General features: G+C 60.6%; 18 protein-coding genes. 14 read left to right on the plus strand and 4 right to left on the minus strand.

Annotated features, from left to right (window positions below):
- The first annotated feature begins 117 nt into the window (after positions 1-117).
- The 7 genes from radC (at position 118) to NKT35_RS15620 (ending at position 4,805) form a co-directional block, all read left to right on the plus strand.
- Positions 118-792, plus strand: coding sequence for a RadC family protein (gene radC, locus NKT35_RS15590; RefSeq protein ID WP_254294597.1), 675 nt, complete (start codon positions 118-120; stop codon positions 790-792).
- Between the two features lie 115 nt (positions 793-907).
- The gene (locus NKT35_RS15595) at positions 908-1,159 is read left to right on the plus strand and encodes a hypothetical protein (RefSeq protein WP_254294599.1); all 252 of its coding nucleotides are present in this window, start codon (positions 908-910) and stop codon (positions 1,157-1,159) included.
- A gap of 135 nt (positions 1,160-1,294) precedes the next feature.
- Entirely contained in the window at positions 1,295-1,678 is a 384-nt protein-coding gene (locus NKT35_RS15600; protein ID WP_254294601.1) for a Gfo/Idh/MocA family oxidoreductase, read from the plus strand.
- Between the two features lie 302 nt (positions 1,679-1,980).
- Positions 1,981-2,430 carry a DUF2844 domain-containing protein gene (locus NKT35_RS15605; protein ID WP_254294604.1) on the plus strand — a complete coding sequence of 150 codons (450 nt, stop codon included), beginning with the start codon at positions 1,981-1,983 and terminating at the stop codon, positions 2,428-2,430.
- The gene (locus tag NKT35_RS15610) at positions 2,427-3,707 is read left to right on the plus strand and encodes a DUF3443 domain-containing protein (RefSeq protein ID WP_254294606.1); all 1,281 of its coding nucleotides are present in this window, start codon (positions 2,427-2,429) and stop codon (positions 3,705-3,707) included. Before NKT35_RS15605 ends, NKT35_RS15610 begins: the two co-directional genes overlap by 4 nt.
- A gap of 206 nt (positions 3,708-3,913) precedes the next feature.
- Positions 3,914-4,201 (plus strand): hypothetical protein, encoded by a 288-nt coding sequence (locus NKT35_RS15615; protein ID WP_254294608.1) that lies wholly within the window; start codon positions 3,914-3,916, stop codon positions 4,199-4,201.
- A 46-nt stretch (positions 4,202-4,247) separates the two neighbouring features.
- The gene (locus tag NKT35_RS15620; protein ID WP_254294610.1) at positions 4,248-4,805 is read left to right on the plus strand and encodes a flavin reductase family protein; all 558 of its coding nucleotides are present in this window, start codon (positions 4,248-4,250) and stop codon (positions 4,803-4,805) included.
- A gap of 67 nt (positions 4,806-4,872) precedes the next feature.
- On the opposite strand, the gene tyrS is transcribed toward NKT35_RS15620, so the two are convergent.
- Positions 4,873-6,147, minus strand: a complete 1,275-nt coding sequence (gene tyrS, locus NKT35_RS15625) for a tyrosine--tRNA ligase (RefSeq protein WP_254294612.1) — start codon at positions 6,145-6,147, stop codon at positions 4,873-4,875.
- A gap of 233 nt (positions 6,148-6,380) precedes the next feature.
- On the opposite strand from tyrS, the gene NKT35_RS15630 reads away from it, so the two are divergent.
- Positions 6,381-7,037 carry a cytochrome b/b6 domain-containing protein gene (locus NKT35_RS15630; RefSeq protein WP_254294615.1) on the plus strand — a complete coding sequence of 219 codons (657 nt, stop codon included), beginning with the start codon at positions 6,381-6,383 and terminating at the stop codon, positions 7,035-7,037.
- Between the two features lie 112 nt (positions 7,038-7,149).
- Here NKT35_RS15630 and NKT35_RS15635 read toward each other — a convergent pair whose 3' ends face one another.
- Positions 7,150-7,590, minus strand: coding sequence for a c-type cytochrome (locus tag NKT35_RS15635; RefSeq protein ID WP_254294617.1), 441 nt, complete (start codon positions 7,588-7,590; stop codon positions 7,150-7,152).
- A gap of 105 nt (positions 7,591-7,695) precedes the next feature.
- Positions 7,696-8,124: a c-type cytochrome gene (locus NKT35_RS15640; protein WP_254294618.1), complete on the minus strand. Its 429-nt coding sequence runs from the start codon at positions 8,122-8,124 to the stop codon at positions 7,696-7,698.
- Positions 8,125-8,266: 142 nt separating this feature from the next.
- Here NKT35_RS15640 and NKT35_RS15645 point away from each other — a divergent pair, with 142 nt between their 5' ends.
- Genes NKT35_RS15645 through NKT35_RS15670 form a run of 6 tightly spaced genes read left to right on the plus strand, consistent with a single transcriptional unit; the run spans position 8,267 to position 12,344 of the window.
- Entirely contained in the window at positions 8,267-8,701 is a 435-nt protein-coding gene (locus NKT35_RS15645) for a Fur family transcriptional regulator (protein WP_254294620.1), read from the plus strand.
- A gap of 12 nt (positions 8,702-8,713) precedes the next feature.
- Entirely contained in the window at positions 8,714-9,631 is a 918-nt protein-coding gene (locus NKT35_RS15650; RefSeq protein WP_254294622.1) for a CobW family GTP-binding protein, read from the plus strand.
- Positions 9,628-9,819 carry a hypothetical protein gene (locus NKT35_RS15655; protein ID WP_254294624.1) on the plus strand — a complete coding sequence of 64 codons (192 nt, stop codon included), beginning with the start codon at positions 9,628-9,630 and terminating at the stop codon, positions 9,817-9,819. The genes NKT35_RS15650 and NKT35_RS15655 overlap by 4 nt, the downstream gene beginning before the upstream one ends.
- Entirely contained in the window at positions 9,816-10,559 is a 744-nt protein-coding gene (locus NKT35_RS15660; RefSeq protein ID WP_254294626.1) for a metal ABC transporter ATP-binding protein, read from the plus strand. Before NKT35_RS15655 ends, NKT35_RS15660 begins: the two co-directional genes overlap by 4 nt.
- A complete protein-coding gene (locus NKT35_RS15665) occupies positions 10,559-11,434 on the plus strand; it encodes a metal ABC transporter permease (protein WP_254294627.1) in 876 nt (291 codons plus the stop codon). Before NKT35_RS15660 ends, NKT35_RS15665 begins: the two co-directional genes overlap by 1 nt.
- A 13-nt stretch (positions 11,435-11,447) precedes the next feature.
- Positions 11,448-12,344 (plus strand): metal ABC transporter substrate-binding protein, encoded by an 897-nt coding sequence (locus tag NKT35_RS15670; protein WP_254294629.1) that lies wholly within the window; start codon positions 11,448-11,450, stop codon positions 12,342-12,344.
- Here NKT35_RS15670 and NKT35_RS15675 read toward each other — a convergent pair.
- Positions 12,337-13,002 carry a sulfite exporter TauE/SafE family protein gene (locus NKT35_RS15675; RefSeq protein WP_254294631.1) on the minus strand — a complete coding sequence of 222 codons (666 nt, stop codon included), beginning with the start codon at positions 13,000-13,002 and terminating at the stop codon, positions 12,337-12,339. The two genes, NKT35_RS15670 and NKT35_RS15675, sit on opposite strands and share 8 nt — an antisense overlap.
- Positions 13,003-13,064: the final 62 nt, after the last annotated feature.

A 13,064-nucleotide genomic window follows, 5' to 3' on the forward strand; every position in this document is an offset into this window, starting at 1 on the left:
ATTTGACCTGTCCGGTGGTTCCTGCCGCTGGATTTTGCGGCATGTTATTGTCATTGCTTGTTTCTATCTTGGTGGCTGGGTGGCCCAAATAATGCTATAGCCAGAAGGAGGATGAGCATGTCGATCGCCGATTGGCCAGAATCCGAACGTCCACGAGAGAAGTTGCTGCGCCATGGCGCGTCTTCTCTAAACGATTCCGAGTTGCTGGCTATTTTTTTGCGCACCGGCGTCAAAGGGACTAACGCGGTGGATTTGTCGCGGCAGCTGTTGCAGGAGTTTGGCTCCTTGTCCGCCTTGCTGGGCGCGCCGCTGCCGCAGTTCAAGACGCGGCCGGGCTTGGGCGAGGCCAAGTACGCCCAGTTGATGGCCTGCGCTGAATTGGCCAAACGGGCCCTGTCCGAGGATATGCGGCTGGGAGACTTGCTGACCAGTCCGGCGCAGGTGAAGGATTATTTGCGTTTGAGCATAGGCAGGAGGGATGTCGAAACATTTGTTGTGATTTTTTTGACGGCACAAAACCGTTTGATCGAGGTCGAAGAAGTATTCCATGGCACCTTGACGGAAACGCGGGTCTACCCGCGGGAAATCGTGAGACGGGCTTTGCAGCGCAACGCGGCGGCGGTGATGGTGGCGCATAATCATCCGTCGGGCGTTTGCGAGCCATCGTCGGCCGACAGGGTGTTGACGGATATGCTCAAGCGAGCGCTGGATTTGGTCGATATCAGGTTACTTGACCATTTTGTCGTGACCGGCGGACAGACGAAATCGTTCGCCGAGCGTGGTTGGCTGTGAAATGCAGGTTTTCGGTGAGGCGGCGGTTTGACAGTATCGCCATTGTTTGCGGGGCTTGTGATTTGCCACTGTCGAGAAGGCTGAGTGTTCCCCACCGTAGCAAGAGGAGACCATTATGAACATCCTGCGTTTGCTGAATGAGTCGGACTACATCCAGGTGAACAATCAGTTCGTCAAGCCTGACTTCCACTCGGTCTCTGAAGAATTTTCCGACGACGACGACGTGGTGTTGGAGGCCAGGCTGGATGGCCAGGAGCTGGTGTTGACGATGGCGGATCTGACCGACGCCACGCCTTTGGCCGATGGCGGCTTCTGGCTGGAGGGCTTGGGTTACCTGCGGTTCCTGTCCCAGCAGAATCTACATTGAGTTTCCTCTGCGTTCCAAGAAAAGCCCGGCTTGCGCCGGGCTTTTTTGTCGCATGCGCGATGCGCTTGACTTGCCTCAAGTTCGGATTAGCGCCAATGCTCTACAGTAACCTTCCGTATTTAATGGGCATATTGGATGGCGATCATGGAAAAATTCAGGGTCGGTATGGTGGGCGTGGGCGAAACTGGAACGCCGTTGTTGAAGCAATTGTTGGATGCTCCATTTGTCGAAGTGGTTGGTGTGGCGGATTTGGACTTGCAGTTGCCTGGGGTGCGGTTGGCTCAAGAAAAGGGCGTGGCGGTCACGGCTAACTTTATAGAGATAGCCGAGCAGGGCGAACGGGTCGACATCATCATCGATGTGACGGGCTCGCGGAAGGTCAGAGAGGATTTGCGCCGTTATATGCAGTTTTCCGGCAATACTCATACGGTCATCGTGCATGAGCGGGTGGCTTTGCTGATGATGTCGCTGGGAGCTGGGCAGAGGGTGGACACGCGCCACGATGAAATGACTTATTGATTGATATTGTCGCGGCGCGGCCGCGCTTTGCCATCAAAAAGCGGGAGGCTAGCCTCCCGCTTTTTTATTAACACCTGGTAAACGAAGCGCTAACAGTATTCTTGTAGCCTAAGCTGATATGGGCAAATATGTAGCGTGAGAGCCGGCGCTTGCGATGAAGTGTTGCCAGCGTGTCGCAACGCTGTTGCAAGGCGAATGAGACTTTGTCAGCATCGTTAAGAGGGGGCTTCCTCGTCATATTGTCGTGTGAATAGAACAAGCAAGTTTGTCTGGCGGATGGCTTTGACGAAAGGGGAGGTGATATGAGGACAAGAACTTGGTGGGGATGGGTTTTTCTATTTCCAACCTTGGCGCATGCGGCCTTGGGGTTGTCGCCCAGCGCGCCGGCGTCTGCCGGTCCGCAGACGACAATGCCTTTCTCCGGCGCTTCCGCCAGTTATAGCGTTCAAACAAGCCAGGATGCGACGGGCTGCGTGATTCGCGAGTACGTCGCAGCCAATGGCATCGTTTTTGCGGTTTCCTGGAAGGGCAAGAGATTGCCGGATCTGAAATCGCTGCTGGCGGGATATTTTCCGGCCTATCTGCAGGCTCAGCGACAGAATGGCAAGGGATTGAATGTGCTGGCGGAGCAGGTCGGCAATCTCGTCATCCATTCTTATGGCCGGATGGGCTCCTTTCAAGGCATGGCCTATGACAAGACGCTGTTGCCGGCGGGGGTGACGCCCGCTCAGCTGAAGCAGGGGGCGCTATGAAAAAGATTCTATTCAGCCTGCTGGCGCTGTGCGCATTGATCGCGGGTTGCGGGGGCGGAGGAGGGGGGAATGTCGGCTCGGTTTCAAGCGGCAGTTCCAGCTCATCATCTTCATCATCTTCATCGTCCTCTTCGTCTTCCAGCACCGGCAATAGCGTGGTGATGACGGTCGATAGCGGGCCTAGCGGCGCGACGGGACAACTGAACATCCCCTATGTTTCGGTCACGATCTGCCAGCCGAACAGCACCAGCAATTGCCAGACGATAGACCATGTCTTGGTCGATACCGGCTCCAGCGGTTTGCGAGTGTTGTCGTCGGTTTTGAACAGCACATTAGCCTCTTCTTTGAGCGTTCAGACAGTCGGCAGCCGCTCGTTGCTTGAGTGCGCGCAATTCGCCGATGGCTATACGTGGGGGTCGGTCCAGCTGGCGGATGTTCGCATGGCGGGAGAAGTAGCCAGCAGTGTTCCGATTCAGATAATCTCGGATCCCAACTTCTCCACGGTGCCCGCGAGCTGCCAGTCCAGCGGCGGCGCCACATTGACGAACGAGGGCGATCTGCAAGACCTGGGCGCCAATGGCATCCTCGGCGTTGGCGTGAGCAAGCAAGACTGCGGAACCGGTTGTGTCGGCGATCCCAATAATGGCACCTATTATGGATGCGCTACCGCTGCGACTTGCCAGCCCAGCATCGCGCCGCTGGCTAAACAGGTGACAAACCCGGTCTCCGCTTTCGCCGCGGATAATAATGGCGTGCTGTTGCAGTTGCCCTCCATCGCGGCAACCGGCGCCTCGAGCGCGCAGGGGACATTGACCTTCGGCATCGCTACGCAAACAGACAATGCGATTCCTGGCGGCGCGCAAGCCTTTCCATTGACATACGACGGCTTGGTCTATTCTATTCAAACCTCTTACAAGGGGCAGAGCTACAATAGCTTCATTGATAGCGGATCAAATATTCTGTATTTCAACGATTCCAGCATCACGACTTGCAGCCTTGGGGGAGGCACATGGTATTGTCCGGCGTCGCAACAAAATCTGAGCGCCACGCTGTCTAGCGGCAGCGTCAGCAGCGTGGTGAATTTCAGCTTGATCAGCGCGCAATATTTGAATATCAATTCCTCCTTTTCGGCCTTCCCAAGTATCGGCGCCCCCATCACCGGCGATTTCTCCGCTTATTTTGACTGGGGATTGCCATTCTTTTATGGCCGCAGCGTATTTGTCGGATTCGTCGGCAGCGGCAATCCCAAGGGCACGGGGCCGATGTACATTTTCTAAAAGAAGTCTCTTGCACTGCAGCAATCACTGTTCTATAACGCAACTGTCATCACGATGACATCTCCTCTGTCTTTGTGCTTGAGGATAATGGCAAATGGCCCGGTCAAAACCGGGCCTTTTTTTGTTATAAGGACCTAACGAAAAATAAGTTACGAGTAAATTAATTCCATGATACATTTTTATGTCATTTTTATTGTGGAATAGACGTGAACGCGGCCAAACGAATCCGTCAATTGCTGGCAATGAGCTCGGAGCCTGAGCAAACCAGCGTGTTGTTGCAGCTGGCCACCGATCTGCAAGTGGGCGGAACGTTCGATATTCGCCGGCTATTCCAACTGGAGCCTGAGTTTTTCGACCTCGGAATCGCCTTGTTGCGAGACTGGCGCTTTGGCCATCACATCGCTTCGCGCAGCAAATTGTTTGAAGACATCCTCGCCCAGGATGCCCGCTTGCAGCAGCGCCTTTGCCATTTGTCCGGCGGCATGGCGCATTGATGGCGGCTTGCTAGAATAGCGTTTTCGAAATAGTCGGGAGCGCGCAGTGTTGAAGGATGTCGAACTGGCCAAGGCCTATCGTCTGCTGAACCATGGCCCAACGGTGCTGGTCAGCAGCGCCGCGGCGGGAAAGCGCAATGTCATGGCGGCCGCCTGGGCGATGCCGCTGGATTTCGATCCCCCCAAGGTACTGGTGGTGATAGACAAATCCACCTATACCCGCGAGCTGATGGAGGCTAGCGGCGAATTCATCTTGAATGTGCCGTGCCGCGCTCAGGCGGCTCAAGTGGTGAGGGTGGGCAGCGAAAGCGGCCGCGACGAGGACAAGTTCGCCGCCAGCGGTCTGCAGGAGGCGCTGGCGCAAAAACTGGCCGCGCCGCGCGTGGCGGGCTGCATCGCCTATCTGGAGTGCAAGATCGTGCCGGAACCGCATAACCAGCAGCGTTATGATCTATTCATCGGCGAGGTGGTGGCGGCGCAGGCGGATGAGGATTTGTTCAGCGCCGGGCATTGGCATTTCGACGACGATCCGGCCAAGCGCAGCTTGCATTACATCGCCGGCGGCGCTTTTTTCGCCACTGGAGAGGCGTTCAGCGTCGCTTGAGCGCGTTTGCCGAGCAGCAAAAAAGCCCGTCCATGCGACGGGCTTTTCATTTGGTGGCGGGAGTGGCTTATTGCCAGTCCACCAGGGCGTACAGTTTCTTGCCGCGCTTGAGCAGCGAGTATTGGCCGAACAGGCGTTCGCCGTCGTCGATGGCGTGTTCCAGACTGTCCACCTTGATGCCGTTGACGCTGACCGCGCCGCTCTGGATGAAGGTGCGCGCCTCGCTCTTGGACTTGGCCAGGCCGCCGGCGGCCAGCGCGTCGATCAGACCGCTGGCGCTCTTGTCCAGCTTGATGGTTGGCAGGCCATCTTGCGCCAGTTGGGCGAAGTCGTCGGCGGTCAGGCTGGACAGGTCGTTGCTGAACAGGCTGAGGGTGATGCGCTGAGCGGCCTCCAGCGCGGCTTGGCCGTGCACCAGCGCGGTCACCTGCTCGGCCAGGATGCGTTGGCCTTCCGGCTTGCCTTCGCGGGTCTTGTCGGCTTCTTCGATGGCGGCGATTTCGTCCACCGACAGGAAGCTGAAGTAGCGCAGGAATTTGTACACATCGGCGTCGGCAGTGCCCAGCCAGAACTGGTAGAAGGCATACGGCGAGGTTTTCTTCGCGTCCAGCCAGATGGTGCCGGATTCGGTCTTGCCGAACTTGGTGCCGTCCGCCTTGGTCACCAGCGGCATGGTCAGGCCGAATACCTGGGTCTGATTCAGGCGGCGGGTCAGATCGGTGCCGGCGGTGATGTTGCCCCACTGGTCGGAGCCGCCGATCTGCAGCTGGCAGCCCAGGCGGGTGTTCAGTTCGGCGAAGTCGTAGCCTTGCAGCAGGCTGTAGGAGAATTCGGTGTAGGAGATGCCTTGATCCTCTCGAGCGATGCGCTGCTGCACCGCTTCCTTCTTGATCATGGCGTTGACCGAGAAGTGCTTGCCGATGTCGCGCAGGAACTCCAGCGCGTTCATCTTGCCGAACCAGTCGTAGTTGTTGGCCATCAGCGCGGCATTGCCGCCTTCGAAGGACAGGAACGGTTCCACCTGCTTGCGGATCTTATCCACCCAGCTTTCGATCACGTCCGGGGTGTTCAGCTTGCGCTCGGTGGCCTTGAAGCTGGGGTCGCCGATCATGCCGGTGGCGCCGCCGACCAGGGCTACCGGGCGGTGGCCGGCCTGCTGGAAGCGCTTCAGCATCAGGATGGGCACCAGGCTGCCGATGTGCAGGCTGTCCGCGGTGGGGTCGAAGCCGCAATAAAGCGTAACCGATTCCTTGTTCAGCAGTTCTTGCAGCGCAGCCATATCGGTGGTTTGCGCGATGAGGCCACGGGCCTCCAGATCCTGAAGAAGGGCGGTTTGCGTCATTTGACTAAGTCTCCAACACGGTAAAAGACGACGCGCGGGGCGTCGGAAAAAAAACGGCTCCAGCGGGACGATGGCGTCGCCAGGCTGGAGTGCGGAATTTATCTTAACCGAATTTGCGGTCAAATGGCGGTGGATTGTCCATTTTATTGATGAAATAGCGGGCCGGCATCTTGGACCATGGCGGTGAATGCGGCAAAATGGACGGATGTCCAGGATAGGGAAAGGGTTAAAGGATGTCTCAGCAGGTGAAGATATGGGATGCGCCGACGCGCTTGTTTCACTGGACGCTGGTTTTGCTGTTCGCCGGCATGTGGTTTTGCGCGGAGCAGGGCGGCGACTGGCTGCAATACCATATCTATTGCGGCGTGGCGCTGGCGGCATTACTGGTGTTCCGTTTGATCTGGGGCGTGGTGGGCAGCCAGACCGCGCGCTTCTCCAATTTCGTGCGCGGGCCGCGCGCGATCTTGCGCTATTTGAAGGGCGAGATGCCGGAGCGCGAAGCGCCGGGTCATAATCCGCTGGGCGGCTGGATGGTGGTGGCGATGTTGCTGGCGCTGCTCGCGCAGGTGGGAACGGGCTTGTTTTCGGCCGATGTGGACAGCTATCTATACGATGGCCCGCTGGCCAAGCATATCGACGGCTCGCTGGCGGAGTCGCTCACCAGCGTGCACAAGCTGTTGTTCAATGGCTTGCTGGGCCTGATCGCGCTGCATGTGACGGCCATCATCCTGTACCGGGTGGTGAAAAAGCAGAACCTGGTGCGGCCGATGCTGACGGGTTACAAGCAAATGGCCGGGGACAAGCCCAAGCTGCATTTCGCGCACGGGGCCCTGGCGCTGGCGGCGCTGCTGTTGTCGGCCGGCGGAATATACTTCGCGCTGTTGCGCTGAGCCGGCTAACGTTCTCGTGCGGCGGGGGCGCGTTCTTGGCGCGTCGAATGAAAAAGCACCGTCTGGATGACGGTGCTTTTTGTTTGGGCTGGCGGCGCGCGGCGGCTTGGGTTTACTTCTCCGGCCCGCGGAAGGCGTCATGACAGGTCTTGCAACTCTGCGCCACTTGGCCGTAGCTCTTCTTGATGGCGGCCAGATCGCCGCTCTTGGCGGTGGCGGCCAACTCGTCGACGGACTTCAGGAAGGCGTCTCGATCAGCCTGGAATTTGGCGGGCTGGCTCCAGATTTCCGGCTTGGCGCGGCTCTTGTCGCTGATGCTGCCGGCCGGGAAATGCTTGAACGGCTCCGCGGCCAGCGTTTTCAATGCTTCAGCCTGCTGTTCGAACTGGGTTTTGTTGTAGGGCGCGCGTTCGCGCACGGCCATGCCCATCGGTTCGAAAGAGGTCAGCAACATTTTCTTGAAGGCTTTGCTGCGGATTTCTGCGGGCGTATCGGCTTGGGCGGCCGGAATGGCGATGGCTGCCAGCAGCAGCGCGGTGAGGATTGTTTTCATGGTCACTCTGCAAGAGGTGGATCAATGCGGCCGCGGTGGGGCGGCCTGCCGATTATATCCATGATGCGAGCGTAATGGGCCGGCGAGCGGCCCAAGATGGCGGGATCAGTCTTTGCGGAAAGATTGATGGCAGGCTTTGCAGGTCTGGCTGGTGTCGGCGAATTGCTTCTTGATGGCGGCCAGGTCGCCGGTTTGCGCCGCTTGTTTCAGTTTGGCGGTGGCGGCCTTGTGGTTGTCGACGGCCTTTTGCCAATCGGCTGGCTTGCTCCAGATTTCCGGCTTGGCATCGGTTTTCCCTGCATCGCTGCCAGGAGTGAAATATTGCCAGGGTTGCTGCGACAGCTCATCCAGCTTGCCGGCCAGCTTGGCGAACTCTTCCTTATTGTACGGCGTGTCGCCCTTTACCATTTTGCCCATGGCGCCGACCACCGGCTTGTATTGCTTGAACACTTCCTTGCGCTGGCTGATGGGGTCGGCGGCGAAGGCGTGGGCGGCGAAGGCGGCTAAACAGGCGCCGATCAGGATATTTTTCATCTAAATTTCCACTTTTCAGGGCAAAAAATAGCTATGACAGGCGAGGGGGCTGGGCGTTCCCAAGAAACCCTGTTTTTTTCATGGTTGTGAGTTTGTGATGTTATACAGTAACATCTGGTATTCATTACGCCATCGCTTAATCATGGATGCCATCGCTTATCTCGCCGCCGCCGAGCGCCATTGCGCCGCGCGCGGCAGCAAACTCACCGATTTGCGCCGCCAAGTGCTGGAGCTGGTGCTGAGCCGCAGCGGCGTGGTCAAGGCCTACCAAGTGCTGGCCGACCTGCAGCAGCAGCGCGGCTCGGCCGCGCCGCCCACCGTTTACCGCGCGCTGGACTTCCTGGTGGAGCATGGCCTGCTGCACAAGGTGGACGCGTTGAATGGCTTCATCGTGTGCGAGCACTTTGATTGCCAGCACGAGAGCCTGATCCTGGTGTGCGAACAATGCGGCCGCGTCAACGAAGTGGACGCCGCAAGCGGCCTGGCCCGGCTGCGCGAGATGGCGCAAGCCGCCGGCTTTGCGCTCAGCCCGCAAAACCTGGTGCTGGCCGGACGCTGCCAGTCCTGTGCCGCCTGAACCTGAAAAATCATGAACAAGACCAAAGTCAATCTGTTTACCGGCTTTCTGGGCGTGGGCAAGACCACCGCGCTGCGCCATCTGATAGCCAACCGTCCACAGCATGAAAAGTGGGCGGTCATCGTCAATGAGTTCGGCGAAGTCGGCATCGACGGTGCCGCGCTGCTCAACGACGAACTGGCGGTGGCCGAGATCGCCGGCGGCTGCCTGTGTTGCGTGGCCGGCCCGCAAATGACCGCCACCGTGGCCACGCTGCTGCGCCGCGAGAAGCCCGACCGCCTGTTGATCGAGGCCAGCGGCCTGGCTCACGCCGCCGGGGTGATCGACGAATTGCGCGCCAAGCCGCTGGGCGAGGCGCTGGAAGTGGCCGCCGTGCTGACGCTGGTGGACCCGCGCCAGTTCATCCAGCCCGATTACCACCGCCAGCCTTTGTACCGCGACCAGATCTCCATCGCCGACGTGCTGGTGGCCAACAAGATAGACACTGCCGACATCCCGACCATGGAAGCCTTCCGCGCGCAGGCGGCGGCGTTGTTTCCGCCCAAATCGCTGGTGGGCGAAGTGCGCGAGGGGCAACTGGACGTGTCCTGGCTGGACGCCGAGCTGGCGGCCAAGCCGCGTTACCGCCCGGCGGCGCTGCCGGACAATAGCAGCGCTTGGCAATCGGCCGGCTGGACGTTCGATCCCGAACTCAATTTCGACGGCGAGCGCTTGACCCGCTTCTTTGACGACTTGCCGAAGAAAGTGCCGGGCCTGGTGCGCGCCAAGGGCGTGTTCCGCGTGCTGGACAGCTGGGTATGGTTGAACTGGGCGGCAGGGCAGTGGGGCGCGGCCCAGGTATCCTGGCGGCGCGACAGCCGTTTCGAGCTGATCGCGCCGGCGTTTGCAGCCGAGCAAGTGGAAGCCTGGCTGAAGGAGTGCCTGGAATGAGCGGCGAACACAAGCATGAGCATGGCCACGACCATGCCCATCCGCCGCATCAGCATCTCACCGCCGCCAATCTGCGAGCGCCGCTGAGCCTGCTGGCGATGTCTGCCGGCCAGCGCGTGCTGCTCGCGTTATTGCCCTTGGCCGGCTTGTGGCTGCTGGTGTGGTGGGCTTTGCAGGAGCTGGCATGAGCATCATTCTGAACAATCTGACAGTCTCCTATCAGCGCCATCCGGCGGTGCATCACATCAGCGGCCGTTTCGCCGAGGGGGATGCCACGGCTATCTTCGGCCCGAACGGCGCGGGCAAGAGCACCTTGCTGAAAACCATGATAGGCGCGCTGACGCCGGATTCCGGCCATGTGGACCTGAACGGCCATCGCCGCGGCGACATCGCCTATCTGCCGCAACAGGCGGAGATAGACCGCAGCATGCCGGTGAGCGTGCTGGAGCTGGTCGGCACCGGCTTGTGGCATCGCACCGGCCCGTTCGGCAAGATTCCGCAGGCCGGCATTGAACGCGCGCTGGCCGCGCTGGAGCAGGTGGGCCTGGCCGACTTCGCGCTGCGGCCGATCGCGGCGCTGTCCAGCGGCCAGTTTCAACGGGTGTTGTTCGCCCGCATCCTGGTGCAGGATGCGCGGGTGATTCTGCTGGACGAGCCCTTCAACGCGGTGGATGCCAAAACCACCGAGGATTTGCTGCGGCTGGTAGCGCGCTGGCGCGAGGAAAAGCGCACCGTGATCGCGGTGCTGCATGACGCCATGCAGGTGAAAACGCACTTTCCCAACACGCTGCTGATGGCGCGCGAAGTGATCGCCTGGGGCGGCACCGGCGCGGTATTGACGGACGACAATCTGCTGCGCGCGGTGGAAACCGCCGCCCACTGGCAGGCCCAGGCGCCGGTTTGCGGCCTGGATGGAGCGAGAGCCTGATGCAACATTTGTACGATTTATTGGTTTCGCCGTTTGTCGAGTTCGGCTTCATGCGCCGCGCCTTGGCCGGTTGCCTGGCTCTGGCGCTGGGTTCCGGCCCTATCGGCCTGTTCCTGGTGATGCGGCGCATGAGCCTGATGGGCGACGCGATGAGCCATGCGGTGCTGCCCGGCGCGGCCATCGGCTTCATGTTCGCCGGCCTCAGCCTGCCGGCGATGAGCCTGGGCGGTTTCTTCGCCGGCGTGCTGGTGGCCTTGCTGGCCGGCTTGGCCACCCGCTTCACCAGCATCAAGGAAGACGCCAGCTTCGCGGCCTTCTATCTGTTGTCGCTGTCGCTGGGCGTGCTGCTGGTGTCCAAGGGCGGCAGCAATGTCGACCTGATGCACATCCTGTTCGGTTCGGTGCTGGCGGTGGACGACGCCGCGCTGTACCTGGTATCCGGCGTCGCCACGGTCACGCTGCTGACGCTGGCCATCATCTACCGGCCGCTGCTGCTGGAAAGCCTGGACCCGGTCTATCTGCGCGCGGTGGGCGCGCGCGGCGCCTGGTGGCATCTGTTGTTCCTGATGCTGGTGGTGCTGAACCTGGTGGCCGGCTTTCAATCGCTGGGAACCTTGATGGCGGTGGGTTTGATGATGCTGCCAGCCATCACCTCGCGGCTGTGGACCGAGCGCATCGAGGCCATGCTGGCGCTGGCGGTGGCCATCGCCTTCTTCAGCGGCCTGGGCGGCCTGTTGCTGTCCTATCACTTCGAGCTGCCGTCCGGCCCCGCCATCATTTTGCTGGCCGGTGTCGTTTATCTGCTGTCTTTGTTGTTCGCGCCGGTGGGCGGCGCCTTGCCGCGCTATATCCGCGCCCGCCATTTGGAATCCTGAGGAGAGGAAAAGTATGAAGAAGCTGTTTGGCGCCCTGCTGTTGCTGGGCATGCCGGTGTTCGCGCTGGCCAAGGTGCCAGTGGTGGCGAGTTTCAGCATCATCGCCGACATGACCCGCGAAATCGGCGGCGACCGCGTGGAGGTGGTGTCGCTGGTGGGGCCGGATCAGGACGCCCACGTGTTCCAGCCTTCGCCGGCCGACATTAAAAAAGTGTCCGCCGCCAAGGTGCTGGTGGTGAATGGCCTGGGCCTGGAAGGCTGGATGTCGCGGCTGGACAAGGCGGCCAATTTCCGCGGCGTGACCGTGGTGGCGTCCAAAGGCATCAAGACGCGCCAAGCGCCGGCTGAAGAGCACGCTGAAGGCGAGCACGGCCACGATCACGGCGATGTCGATCCGCATGCCTGGCATGATCCCTCGCGCGTGCAGACCTATATCAAGAACATCAGCGCCGGCCTGATCCAGGCCGATCCGGCAGGCAAGGCCGAATACCAGCGCCGCGCCGCCGATTACGCCGCCAAGCTGCAAACGCTGGATGACTGGGCGAAGAAGCAATTCGCCACCGTGCCGGTCGCCAAGCGCAAGATGCTGACCTCGCATGATGCTTTCGGTTATATGGGCGAGCACTACCAGCTGAAGGTGCTGGCGATCCAGGGCGTCAGCACCGAGGCTGAGGCATCGGCCAAGGGCGTGGCTCAACTGACCCGCCAGGTGCGGAAAGAGGGCGTCAAGTCCATCTTCATGGAAAACATGAGCGACAAGCGTTTGCTGCAGCAGCTGTCCAACGAGGCCAAGGTGCAGATCGGCGGCGAGTTGTACGCCGATGCGCTGTCCGGCCCCAAGGGCCCGGCCGCCAGCTATCTGCAGCTGGTGCGCTACAATGTCGAGACCATCCTGAGGTCGTTCAAATAAGCAGCTGAAGCAGCCGCCAGGCGCCCAAGCCCGCTACGCCCAGTCCGGCAGCCAGCCGAACTGGGCGTTGTTGCATCCAGCGGCGCAGTTTGTCCGCGAACACCCCCATCAGCAGTAAATTAGGCAGCGTGCCCAGACCGAAAGCCAGCATCAGCCCCGCGCCGCGCCAGGCTGAGCCGCTGGCCAGCGCCGACAGCGAGGCGCTGTAGACCAGGCCGCAGGGCAGCCAGCCCCAGACGGCGCCGACGGCCAGGGCTGAAGCCGGGCTGCGGATGGGCAGCATGCGGCCGAGCAGCGGTTGTAATCTGCGCCAAACCGGCTGGCCGATTTTTTCCAGCAATACGATGGCGCCGGTCAGACCGGCCAGATACAGGCCCATCGCCACCAGCATCAGATTCGCCAGCGCGTAAAGACCAAGTTGGAAGGGGTGGGAATCCGCCAGGCTGAGCCCGGCGGCGGCCAGGCCGCCCAGCAGCGCGCCGATCAAGGCGTAACTGGCGATCCGGCCCAGGTTGTAGCCCGCCAGTATTGTCCAGCGAGCGGCGCCGGCCGGCTGATTAAGCGTGAGTGCGGCGACGATGCCGCCGCACATGCCGACGCAGTGGCCGCCGCCCAGCAAGCCGGCGGCCAGCAGAATCCAGAAATTGCTTTCGATCATGCCGCAATTCGACCATGAAAGCTCTATGGTAACAGAGTGGCATGACGAAGTTACGGTTTGCG

Origin of the sequence: Chromobacterium sp. IIBBL 290-4, from assembly GCF_024207115.1 — a bacterium.
GTDB lineage: Bacteria > Pseudomonadota > Gammaproteobacteria > Burkholderiales > Chromobacteriaceae > Chromobacterium.

Excerpts from the sequence above, each read along its gene's own strand:
- NKT35_RS15645 (WP_254294620.1), top strand. The coding sequence starts at position 8,267 with ATGGATGCCATCGCTTATCTCGCCGCCGCCGAGCGCCATTGCGCCGCG.
- NKT35_RS15610 (WP_254294606.1), top strand. The coding sequence starts at position 2,427 with ATGAAAAAGATTCTATTCAGCCTGCTGGCGCTGTGCGCATTGATCGCG.
- NKT35_RS15650 (WP_254294622.1), top strand. The coding sequence starts at position 8,714 with ATGAACAAGACCAAAGTCAATCTGTTTACCGGCTTTCTGGGCGTGGGC.
- NKT35_RS15595 (WP_254294599.1), top strand. The coding sequence starts at position 908 with ATGAACATCCTGCGTTTGCTGAATGAGTCGGACTACATCCAGGTGAAC.
- NKT35_RS15655 (WP_254294624.1), top strand. The coding sequence starts at position 9,628 with ATGAGCGGCGAACACAAGCATGAGCATGGCCACGACCATGCCCATCCG.
- NKT35_RS15675 (WP_254294631.1), bottom strand. The coding sequence starts at position 13,002 with ATGATCGAAAGCAATTTCTGGATTCTGCTGGCCGCCGGCTTGCTGGGC.
- NKT35_RS15670 (WP_254294629.1), top strand. The coding sequence starts at position 11,448 with ATGAAGAAGCTGTTTGGCGCCCTGCTGTTGCTGGGCATGCCGGTGTTC.
- tyrS (WP_254294612.1), bottom strand. The coding sequence starts at position 6,147 with ATGACGCAAACCGCCCTTCTTCAGGATCTGGAGGCCCGTGGCCTCATC.
- NKT35_RS15665 (WP_254294627.1), top strand. The coding sequence starts at position 10,559 with ATGCAACATTTGTACGATTTATTGGTTTCGCCGTTTGTCGAGTTCGGC.
- NKT35_RS15630 (WP_254294615.1), top strand. The coding sequence starts at position 6,381 with ATGTCTCAGCAGGTGAAGATATGGGATGCGCCGACGCGCTTGTTTCAC.
- NKT35_RS15605 (WP_254294604.1), top strand. The coding sequence starts at position 1,981 with ATGAGGACAAGAACTTGGTGGGGATGGGTTTTTCTATTTCCAACCTTG.
- NKT35_RS15635 (WP_254294617.1), bottom strand. The coding sequence starts at position 7,590 with ATGAAAACAATCCTCACCGCGCTGCTGCTGGCAGCCATCGCCATTCCG.
- NKT35_RS15660 (WP_254294626.1), top strand. The coding sequence starts at position 9,816 with ATGAGCATCATTCTGAACAATCTGACAGTCTCCTATCAGCGCCATCCG.
- NKT35_RS15640 (WP_254294618.1), bottom strand. The coding sequence starts at position 8,124 with ATGAAAAATATCCTGATCGGCGCCTGTTTAGCCGCCTTCGCCGCCCAC.
- NKT35_RS15600 (WP_254294601.1), top strand. The coding sequence starts at position 1,295 with ATGGCGATCATGGAAAAATTCAGGGTCGGTATGGTGGGCGTGGGCGAA.
- radC (WP_254294597.1), top strand. The coding sequence starts at position 118 with ATGTCGATCGCCGATTGGCCAGAATCCGAACGTCCACGAGAGAAGTTG.